Annotated in this window: 8 protein-coding genes; 4 read left to right on the forward strand and 4 right to left on the reverse strand. The window is 74.3% G+C overall.

Translation table 11 applies throughout. The annotated features are described in order from the left end of the window. Positions 1 to 72 precede the first annotated feature (72 nt). Positions 73 to 1,683 carry a serine/threonine-protein kinase gene (locus RM425_RS10320; RefSeq protein ID WP_311345102.1) on the forward strand — a complete coding sequence of 537 codons (1,611 nt, stop codon included), beginning with the start codon at positions 73 to 75 and terminating at the stop codon, positions 1,681 to 1,683. A 10-nt stretch (positions 1,684 to 1,693) separates the two neighbouring features. Here RM425_RS10320 and RM425_RS10325 read toward each other — a convergent pair whose 3' ends face one another. The 3 genes from RM425_RS10325 to lpdA form a co-directional block, all read right to left on the reverse strand. Continuing rightward, on the reverse strand, positions 1,694 to 2,602 hold the full coding sequence (locus RM425_RS10325) for a TIGR01777 family oxidoreductase (protein WP_311345103.1): 909 nt from the start codon (positions 2,600 to 2,602) through the stop codon (positions 1,694 to 1,696). Positions 2,603 to 2,726: 124 nt separating this feature from the next. Then, positions 2,727 to 4,622, reverse strand: coding sequence for a 2-oxoglutarate dehydrogenase, E2 component, dihydrolipoamide succinyltransferase (gene sucB / locus RM425_RS10330; protein WP_311345104.1), 1,896 nt, complete (start codon positions 4,620 to 4,622; stop codon positions 2,727 to 2,729). Between the two features lie 44 nt (positions 4,623 to 4,666). Next, positions 4,667 to 6,046 carry a dihydrolipoyl dehydrogenase gene (gene lpdA, locus RM425_RS10335; RefSeq protein WP_311345105.1) on the reverse strand — a complete coding sequence of 460 codons (1,380 nt, stop codon included), beginning with the start codon at positions 6,044 to 6,046 and terminating at the stop codon, positions 4,667 to 4,669. 117 nt (positions 6,047 to 6,163) lie between these two features. On the opposite strand from lpdA, the gene RM425_RS10340 reads away from it, so the two are divergent. Further along, positions 6,164 to 6,577 carry an oxidoreductase gene (locus RM425_RS10340; protein ID WP_311345117.1) on the forward strand — a complete coding sequence of 138 codons (414 nt, stop codon included), beginning with the start codon at positions 6,164 to 6,166 and terminating at the stop codon, positions 6,575 to 6,577. 41 nt (positions 6,578 to 6,618) lie between these two features. Here RM425_RS10340 and RM425_RS10345 read toward each other — a convergent pair whose 3' ends face one another. Next, positions 6,619 to 8,130: a leucyl aminopeptidase gene (locus RM425_RS10345; RefSeq protein WP_311345106.1), complete on the reverse strand. Its 1,512-nt coding sequence runs from the start codon at positions 8,128 to 8,130 to the stop codon at positions 6,619 to 6,621. A gap of 119 nt (positions 8,131 to 8,249) precedes the next feature. Here RM425_RS10345 and gcvT point away from each other — a divergent pair, with 119 nt between their 5' ends. Together gcvT and RM425_RS10355 are read left to right on the forward strand one after the other, a co-directional pair. Continuing rightward, positions 8,250 to 9,368, forward strand: coding sequence for a glycine cleavage system aminomethyltransferase GcvT (gene gcvT / locus RM425_RS10350; RefSeq protein ID WP_311345107.1), 1,119 nt, complete (start codon positions 8,250 to 8,252; stop codon positions 9,366 to 9,368). 94 nt (positions 9,369 to 9,462) lie between these two features. Then, complete coding sequence (locus RM425_RS10355) at positions 9,463 to 10,041, forward strand: helix-turn-helix domain-containing protein (RefSeq protein ID WP_311345108.1); 579 nt, start codon at positions 9,463 to 9,465, stop codon at positions 10,039 to 10,041. Positions 10,042 to 10,131: the final 90 nt, after the last annotated feature.

The following is a 10,131-nucleotide window of genomic DNA, read 5'->3' on the forward strand; positions in this document are numbered from 1 at the left end:
AGCCAGCGGGTCGGCGGGTCACCTGTGGACGACGGGAACGGCGACCCGCCCGAACTGCCTACGGTCCCGGTCATGTCCGCAGCCGATCCGGTCGCCGCGCCCCCCGTCGTCCCCGGCTACGTCCTGGAGGAGCCGCTGGGCCGGGGTGGGTCCGGGGAGGTGTGGCGGGCCGTGCCCCGCCGCGGCGGCCCGCCGGTGGCGATCAAGGTGCTGGTCGAGGGCGAACCGTCCCGGCAGGCGCGGGAGGCCGCGCTGCTCGGCGAGCTCGACCACCCGCACCTGGTGCGGCTCGTCGAAGTGGTCCACCAGCCCAGGCGTGGCGGCGCGCCCCGGGTGGCGCTCGTCCTGGACCTGCTCGAGGGCGGCAGCCTCGCCGCGCTGCTGGCCGCGCGTGGGCGGCTGAGCGCCGGCGAGGTGGTGACCGTCTGCGCGCCGGTCGCCGCGGCCCTCGCCCACGTGCACGCGCACGGTGTCGTCCACGGCGACCTCTCGCCCGGCAACATCGTCTTCACCGCCGAGGGCCGCCCCGTGCTCACCGACCTCGGCGTCGGCCGGATCCTCGGGGAGACCGCCGCCGCCGAGGTGACCCCCGCCTACGTGGACCCGGCGGTGGCCCGCGGTGGTGCGCCGGGCCCGGCGTCGGACGTGTTCGGCGTCGCGGCCGCAGCCTTCCACGCGCTCACCGGCATCGCGCCGTGGAACGCGGCGACGCCGGCCGACACGCTTGTCGTCGCCGCGCACGGCCGGCTGCCCGATCTGGCCGAGCTGGCGCCCGAGGCGCCGCCGGCCCTGCTGGAGGTCATCGGCCGCGGTCTCGCGGCGGATCCGCACGAACGGGGGTCGGCCGCCGCCTTCGCCCTGGACCTCCGGCACGCCTGCCGTCCCGAGCCGGTGGCCCTCACGCCCGGCGCCGCCGCGCGCACCGGCGAGGACCCGTGCACCGAGCTCACCCACGTCGTCCCGGGGCGGCGCCCGAGGCCGGCGCCGCTCGTCGTCGAACCGGCCGGCCGACTGGCGCGGTGGCGTGCGGTGCTGGACGACCATCGTCCGGCCGTGCCGGTCCGCGTCCTGGCGGGGACGACGGCGGTGCTCGCGGTCCTCGCGCTCACCGGCTGGCTCGCGGTCCGTTGGGGGAGCGGCGATACCGCGGGACCCACGGTCGCTGCGGCGACCGCCCCGGCGCCGGCCCCGCTCGACCAGCCGGCCCCGGTCGACCAGCCGGCCCCGGTCGACCAGCCGGCGCCGGGCGGCGAGCCCGCGCGGCCGGTGCCCGCCCCCGAACCGGTCACCGCCCAGGAGTGGGCCGCCGTCGTCGCCGACCTCTACCGGCTCCGGGCACAGGCCTTCGCGACCGCGTCGCCGGACCTGCTCGGGGACGTGTGGATCGAGGGCAGCCCGCAACGGTCCGCCGACGAGGCGCACGCGCGTGCCCTCGCCGAGGCGGGGGAGCGGCTGCGCGGCTTCGCGCCCACGGTCGAGGACGTCGCCGTGGTCTCCCTCTCCGCCGAGCGGGCCGAACTGCGGCTCACCGACGGCTGGGCGGCCTACGAGGTGGTGGCCGCGGACCAGCCGGAGGCACCGCTCCTGCGCACCGGACCGGCCCGGGCGGCCACGCCCGCGCGCGTCGTGCTGATGCGCACCGCCGAGGGCTGGCGCATCGGGAGCGCCGAGCGCCCCGGGTGAGGCCGGCCGCTCAGTCCCGGCCCAGCGCGCTCCGGAGGGTGCTCTCGAGGTCGGTGTCGGCGAAGTCGTATCCGGAGTCCAGCAGCTTCGCCGGAACGGCCCGCTGCCCGCCGATGACGCTGGCCCGGCCGAACTCGCCGAGCCCCGTCGACACTGCGAACGACGGCACCGGCAGCGGCGTGGGCCGGTGCAGCACCCGGCCGAGCACGCGGGTGAACTCGGCGTTGGTCACCGGCGCGGGCGCGGCCAGGTTGACCGGTCCGGACACGTCCGCGGTCAGCAGGTGGCGCATGGCGCCGATCTCGTCGGCGAGGCTGATCCACGGCCAGTACTGCTGTCCCGACCCCAGCCGGCCGCCCAGTCCGAGCCGGAACACCAGTCCGAGTACCGTGACCAGCATCGCTCCCGGGCCGAGCACCAGGCCGGTGCGGAGCAGCACCACCCGCACGCCGGCGTCGGCGGCCGCCACGGTGGCGCCTTCCCACCGCACGCACAGCTGGGCCAGGAAGTCGGAGCCGGGAGGAGCATCCTCGCGGATCTCCGCCGGGCCCGTGTCGCCGTAGTAGCCGATGCCGGACGCGTTGAGCAGCACCCGTGGCAGGGAGGGATCAGCGGTCGCGGCGGCGGCGAGCGCCTGGCTGATCGTGGCCGTCGCGTCCAGCCGGCTGGTGACCAGCTCCTGCCGGTAGCTCCGGGTCCAGGGGCGCGGCCGGATGGGTGCGCCGGCGAGATTGATCACCGCGTCGACGTCGCGCAGCACCGAGGGGTCGATCCTGCGGTGCTGGGGGTCCCAGCGGTGCTCGTCGACGGTCCGCGGGGTGCGGCGCACCAACTGCAGCACCTCGTGCCCGTCGGCGCGCAGGGCGGGCACCAGGGCACCTCCGATGAGGCCGGAGGCTCCGGCCACGGCGATCTTCACGAGCTGCCTCCTTCGGTCCCCCCGGACACGATCAGGGCCCCGGCTCGGTAGCCGAGGCCCTGATCCGGCCCCGTCCCGAGGCTCACGCCGAGCGTGCGAGGCGTGAGGAGGACGGGGTCCTATCTCAGGCGAGACCGAGCTCGCCGTGGAACTGGCCGGACTCCAGTCGTTCCTTCACGGTGGTGAGGAACCGGGCGGCGTCCGCGCCGTCGACGATCCGGTGGTCGTAGGTCAGCGCCAGGTAGACCATCGACCGGACGGCGATGACCTCGCCGAGCTCGTCGTCCTCCATGACCACCGGGCGCTTGACGACCGAGCCCACGCCGAGGATCGCGACCTGCGGCTGGTTGATGATCGGCGTGTCGAACAGCGCGCCCCGGCTGCCGGTGTTGGTCAGCGTGAAGGTGCCGCCACCGAGCTCGTCCGGCGTGATCTTGTTGGAGCGGGTGCGCTCCGCGAGGTCGGCGATCTTGCGGGCGAACCCGCCCAGGCTCAGGTCGCCGGCGTCGTGGATGACCGGCACCAGCAGACCGCGCTCGGTGTCCACCGCGACGCCGAGGTTCTCCGCGTCGTGGTAGGTGACGGTGCCCGCCTCCTGGTCGATCGAGGAGTTCACCGACGGGTGCGCCTTGAGCGCCTCGACGGCCGCCTTGGCGAAGAACGGCAGGAAGGACAGCTTGACGCCCTCGCGGGTCTCGAAGTCGCCCTTCGCCTGCTTGCGCAGCTGCGCGATGCGGGTGACGTCGACCTCGACGACCGTCGTCAGCTGGGCGCTGACCTGCAGCGACTCGACCATCCGCTTGGCGATGACCGTACGGAGCCGCGACATCTTCTCCGTGCGGCCCCGCAGCGAGGTGTCCGGCGTGGCGGCCGCCGACGGGGTCCGCTGGCCACCCGAGGAGGACACCGCGGCAGGGGCAGCAGTCGGGGCGGGCGCGGACGCCTTCTCCGCCGCGGCGAGGACGTCCTGCTTGCGGATCCGGCCACCGACGCCGCTGCCGGTCACAGAGCCGAGGTCCACACCGCGCTCGGCCGCCAGCCGGCGCACCAGCGGGGTCACGTAGTTGCTGCCACCGTCGCCGCCGGAGGAGGGCTGACCGGCCGGAGCCTGCGGCGCCACCTGCGGCGGAGGTGCGGACGTCGGGGACGCCGCGGGCTGGGCCCCGCTCGCGCCGTAGTCGCCTCCGGGCTGCGCCGTCGCGGTCGCGGCCGGCTTCGCCTCCGGGGCGGCCTGGGGCTCCTCCTCGGCGGCCTCCTGCTTCGGGGCCTCCTGCTGCGGCGCCTCCTGCTGCGGCGCCTCCTGCGCGGGGGCGGCCGAGCCGCCACCGGACCCGGAACCGATGACGGCCAGCTGCGCACCGACGTCGACCGTCTCGTCCTCGTTCACGGTGATCTCGAGCAGCGTGCCGCTCACCGGCGCCGGGATCTCGGTGTCGACCTTGTCGGTCGAGACCTCCAGCAGCGGCTCGTCGGCGGTGACCTCGTCGCCCACGGCCTTCAGCCAGCGGGTCACCGTGCCCTCGGTGACGCTCTCACCGAGCGCCGGCATGGTGACCGGGGTGCCCTCGCCGCCCCCGCCACCGGAGCCGCCGGAGGGTGCGGCCGGGGGCTCCTCCTGCTGCGCGGCCGGCTCCTCGGCGTCGCCCGAGTCGGTGTCGCCGGAGTCGGTGTCGCCGGAGTCGGTGTCGCCCGAGTCGGTGTCCTCGACCTGCTGGTCGGGCGTCTGCGGGGTCTCGCTGTCCTCGGCGGACGCCGGCGGAGCCGCGTCACCACCGCCGTCGCCGTCGCCACCGATGACGGCGAGCTCGGCGCCGACGTCGACGGTCTCGTCCTCGGCGACGAGGATCTTGGTCAGCACGCCTGCGGCGGGCGAGGGGATCTCGGTGTCGACCTTGTCGGTCGACACCTCGAGGAGGGGCTCGTCGACCTCGACCTGCTCACCCTCCTGCTTGAGCCATCGGGTGACCGTGCCCTCGGTGACGCTCTCGCCCAGGGCGGGCATGGTGACGGACGTCGGCATCGGGGCAGGACTCCTTCGGTGGCGCTGGCAGGTGGGTGTGCGGGTCAGCCGTGGACGTGCAGCGGCTTGCCGGCGAGGGCGAGGTGGGCCTCGCCCAGCGCCTCGCTCTGGGTCGGGTGCGGGTGGATGAGGCCGGCGACGTCGTCGGCCTCCGCCTCCCAGTTGTAGATGAGCTGGGCCTCGGCGATGAGCTCGCCGACCCGGCTGCCGACCATGTGGATGCCGACGACGGGACCGTCGGGCGCCTGGATCAGCTTCACCGCGCCGGTGGTCTTGAGGATCTGGCTGCGGCCGTTGCCGGCGAGGTCGTAGGTGAGGACCTTGACGTCGCCGTACCGCTCCTTGGCCTGCGCCTCGCCGAGGCCGACCGAGGCGACCTCGGGGTCGGAGTAGGTGATCCGCGGGACGCCGGCGTAGTCGATCGGCGTCGGGTTCAGCCCGGCGACGCGCTCGGCGACGAGGATGCCCTCGCCGAAGCCGACGTGGGCCAGCTGGAGCGTGGGGATCAGGTCGCCCACGGCGGAGATCGTCGGGACGCTGGTCTGGCAGTACTCGTCGACGAGGACGTACCCGCGGTCCATCTGCACGCCGGCCTCCTCGTACCCGAGACCCTCGCTCACCGGGCCGCGGCCGACGGCGACGAGCAGCAGCTCGGCCTCGATCTCCTTACCGTTCTCCAGCGAGACCTTCACGCCGTTGTCGGTGTGCTGGACGCCGGAGAAACGGCTGCCCAGCTCGAAGGCGATCTTCCGGCGGCGGAACGCGCGCTCCAGCAGCTTGGAGGAGGACTCGTCCTCGAGCGGGACCAGGTGCGGGAGGGCCTCGACGATCGTGACGTCCACGCCGAAGGACTTCCAGGCGCTGGCGAACTCGCAGCCGATGACGCCGCCGCCCAGGATGATCGCCGAGGCGGGCACGCGGTCCAGGTCGAGCGCGTGGTCGCTGGTGATGACCTTGGTGCCGTCGACGTCGAGGCCGGGCAGGCTGCGGGCGTAGGAGCCGGTGGCGAGCAGGACGTGCTTGCCCTCGTAGCTCTGGCCGTTCACCTCGACGGTGGTCGGGGAGGTGAGGCGGCCCTCGCCCTCGACGTAGGTGATCTTGCGGGCCTTCACCAGGCCCTGCAGGCCCTTGTAGAGCTTGGCGATGACGCCGTTCTTGTAGTTGTTGACGCCGTCCATGTCGATGCCGGCCAGCGACGTCTTCACGCCGAACTGCTCGCCCTCGCGGGCCAGGTCGGCCACCTCACCGGCGTGCAGCAGGGCCTTGGTCGGGATGCAGCCGCGGTGCAGGCAGGTGCCGCCGACCTTGTCCTTCTCGATGAGGACGACGTTCAGGCCGAGCTCGGAGGCCCGGAACGCCGCGGCGTAGCCACCCGAGCCACCGCCGAGGATGACCAGGTCGGCGGGGGACGTGGGTGCGCTCACGTGTGCTGCTCCTCTGCTGCGGTGTCTGGCCCCGCTCGAGCGGGTGGGGCCTCGGGTCCATCCTGCCACTCCGGGAACGACCCGGCCGGGAGCGCCGTTGCCTTCCCGAGCGTGCCGATGATCACGGGAGCGGTGGACGAGGGGAGAGACGCCATGGGGCTGTTCGACCGGTTGCGTGGCCGGGGGGGTCGTCGTCCCGGCCGGGCGGGGGACGACGGGCGGCGGGGGACCCTCGACCGCGGCTCGCACCGGGCCGACCTGGCGCACCTCGAGCAGTTCGTCGCCTCGCGCCGCGGCGTCGAGGGGTACGTCGAGCCGCGGACGACGGTCACCGAGACCACGATCGTGCTCGTGGCCGCCGACGGGGAGTGGACCCGGCGCCGCATCGACGGGCCCGACGTCGCCCGCAAGCTCTCCCGCGACCTGACGATCCCGGTGTACGACGCGCAGGTCACCGGCTACCCCCAACGCATGCGCGACTGGTCGTCGCGGCAGAAGTCGAAGGACCCCGGGCCCCCCACCACTCGCTAGCTCGCGGCGGGCCCCTGCCCGGGGCCGTTCCAGCACGTCACCTAGTCGGCGATGAGGGCCTCGATCGTCGCCAGCAGGGTGCGCACCGGGACGCCGGTGCCGCCCTTGGGCGTGTAGCCCCACGGCCCGCCGGTGTTGAAGCTCGGGCCGGCGATGTCGATGTGCGCCCACGGCAGGTCGCCCGGCACGAACTCCTTGAGGAAGTGGCCGCCGACCAGCATGCCGCCCATCCGGTCGGCGTTGGCGTTGACGAAGTCGGCGACGGGGGAGTCCAGTCCCTTGCGCAGCTCCGGGGGCAGCGGCATCGCCCACATGGACTCACCGGAGCGCTTCGACGCCGCGACGACGGCGTCGCGCAGGTCGTCGCTGCCCATGACGCCGGAGGTGCGGGCGCCGAGCGCCACCATCTGGGCGCCGGTCAGCGTCGAGGTCTCCAGCAGCGCGTCCGGCCCGTCCTCGGCCGCCCGCGCGATCGCGTCGGCCAGCACGACGCGGCCCTCGGCGTCGGTGTTGGTGATCTCCGCCTTCTTGCCGTTGCGGAAGGTGACGACGTCGGCCGGGCGGTAGGCGGTCCCGCTGGGCAGGTTCTCGGCCATGGGCACCGTCGCGGTGACCTCGACGGGCAGCCCGAGCTGGGCGACCAGGCAGATGGTGGCGATCACGGCGGCGGCGCCGGCCATGTCGCTCTTCATGTCCTCCATCTTCGCGGCGGGCTTGATCGAGATGCCGCCGCTGTCGAACGTGATGCCCTTGCCGACCAGCGCGATCTTCTTGCGCGCGCCCTTGCCCGAGTAGGTCAGGCGCAGCAGCCGCGGCTTGCGGGTGGACCCCGAACCGACGGCGAGGATGCCGCCGTAGCCACCGGCGGCCAGCGCGTCCTCGTCCAGGATCTCCGACGTCAGCCCGAGCCTCTCGCCGGCCGCCGCACCGCGGGCGGCGAACTCGGCGGGGTAGAGGTCGTTGGGCGGGGTGTTGACCAGGTCGCGCACGAGGGTGACGGCGTCGGCGACGGCGCGGGCCCGGCGCAGTGCGGTCTCGGCCTCGCCGGTGCCGGGGACGACGACGGTGACCTGCTGGGGCGGCAGCGGCCGGTTCGCGGGCAGGTCGGACTTGTAGGCGGTGAACTCGTAGGCGCCCAGCAGCGAGCCCTCGCCGACGGCGTGCAGCCGCTCGGCGTCGGGCGCACCTCCGACGGCGGCCAGCAGGCTGACCACCGACCGGCGGCCGGTCAGTGCGCGGCTGGCGGCACCCGCGGCACGCCGGACCGCTTCCGGCGCGTAGCCGCCCTCGGCGTCGGGCGACCCGAGACCGGCGACGGCGACGACCGGGAACGGGCCCTGCCCGAAGGACGCCAGCCGGGTGACCTCGTCCTCACCGCCCCGCGCGCCGAGATCGGCCAGCGCGGCGAACAGCCGGCCGCCCAGCAGTCGGTCGACCGCTTCGGCTCCGGGCGTCGGCAGTGGTCCGTCGGGGCCCTTGCCCACCGCGACGACGACGGCGTCGCCGGTGAGCTTCTCGAGGGGCTGGTCGGTGGCGGTGATCGTCGGCGGCACGGCTCGATCGTAGAAGTCGAAGGACCCCGCCGCCCCCCAGCCCTCGCTCCGCTCGCGCCGGGCCCCTGCGGCGGGGCCGTCACGGCTCCGCCTGGTTCGACCCGGCTAGCGTGCACGGGGTGAGCCCGCTGACCTCGCCCCTGCACGACCGGCACGTGACCGCCGGTGCCAAGCTCGCCGACTTCGGTGGCTGGTCGATGCCGATCGAGTACGCCGGGGGCGGAGTGCTCGCCGAGCACACCGCCGTCCGGGAGGGCGTCGGGTTGTTCGACGTCTCGCACCTGGGCACCGGCACGGTCCGCGGGCCGGGTGCGGCGGCGTTCGTCGACTCCTGCCTGACCAACGACCTCGGCCGCATCGGCCCGGGCCAGGCGCAGTACACGCTGTGCTGCCTGCCCGACGGCGACCCGCGCGCCGGGGGAGTGCTCGACGACCTCATCGTCTACCTGCACGGGCCCGACGACGTCCTGCTGGTGCCCAACGCCGCCAACGCCGCCGACGTGCTCGGCCGGCTGGCCGCCGAGGCGCCCGCCGGTGTGGCCGTGGAGAGCCGGCACGCCGACGTCGCCGTGCTCGCCGCGCAGGGACCGCGGTCCCTGCAGGTGCTGGAGCTGCTGGGCCTGCCGGGTGAGCTCTCGTACATGTCCTTCGTGACAGGGTCCGGTGCCGGTGGTGCCGAGGTCACGGTCTGCCGCACCGGGTACACCGGCGAGCACGGCTACGAGCTGCTCGTCCCTGCCGACCGGGCCGGCGCGCTGTGGGACGCGCTCCTGGAGGCGGGCCAGGACCTCGGCATCCGGCCGTGCGGTCTCGGCGCACGGGACACGCTGCGCACCGAGATGGGTTACCCGCTGCACGGCCACGAGCTGTCGCACGACATCACGCCGGTGCAGGCCCGGTCGGGCTGGGCCGTGGGCTGGAAGAAGCCGGCCTTCTGGGGGCGCGAGGCGCTGCTGGCCGAGCGCGAGGCCGGCCCGCGGCGACTGCTGTGGGGGTTGCGGGCGACCGGCCGCGGCATCCCGCGCGCGGGCATGGCGGTGCTCGACCCGGCGGGGGAGCGCGTGGGCGAGACCACCAGCGGCACGTTCTCGCCGACGCTGAAGACAGGCATCGCCCTCGCGCTGCTCGACTCCGGCGCCGGCCTCGAGGTCGGCGCGGAGCTCGCCGTCGACGTCCGCGGCAGGCCGCAGCCCGTCGAGGTCGTCAAGCCGCCGTTCGTGCCCTCGCACGTGCGCTAGGTGTACTGACCAAGACCGTTGTTGACGTAGGAGCGACCTCCGGGTCGGGTGTGGAGCTGTCTGACGGCATCCATCCCGACCGCGGAGGTCGCTCGTGTCTCACGCTAATGCCCGGCTGACTCCAGCTGGCCGGTTGACCATGGTTGAGCGGATAGCATCCGGTCGCCCAGCAGCGCATGTCGCTGCAGAGATGGGCGTTTCCCGGGCCACGGCGTCGAAGTGGTGGCGCCGTTGGCTGGCCGAAGGCCGGGTCGGGCTGGTCGACCGGTCCAGCATCGCCCACAGCCACCCGGCCAGGACCCCGGCCTGCACCGAGACCCGGATACGGATCAGCCGGTTGCTGTCCCGTCGCGGGCCGGTGGCCATCGGCGCGCACCTGAACCTGCCGGCCTCGACCGTGGGGCGGGTGCTCACCCGCCACCAGACCCCACGGCTGGCCGCCTGCGACCCGGTCACCGGTCAGGTCATCCGCGCCACCCGGCGCAGCGCCAACCGCTACGAACACGACCACCCCGGCGCGCTGATCCACCTCGACGTGAAGAAGCTCGGGCGCATCCCTGACGGCGGTGGCTGGCGGGCGCACGGCCGCAGCGAGAAGGTGCGCGGTCGTGGCATCGGCTACGACTACATCCATGCGGGACTGCCCAGGGTTCGGTTGACTCCTCACCTGTGAGGCTGCAGCCTCGCTGGAAGGATCAGCATCGTGCCCAAGCCGTTCCCCAAGGAGTTCCGGCGTGACGTGATCGCGGTGGCCCGGCAGGGT

Source organism: Blastococcus goldschmidtiae (assembly GCF_031845325.1).
GTDB classification, from domain to species: domain Bacteria; phylum Actinomycetota; class Actinomycetes; order Mycobacteriales; family Geodermatophilaceae; genus Blastococcus; species Blastococcus goldschmidtiae.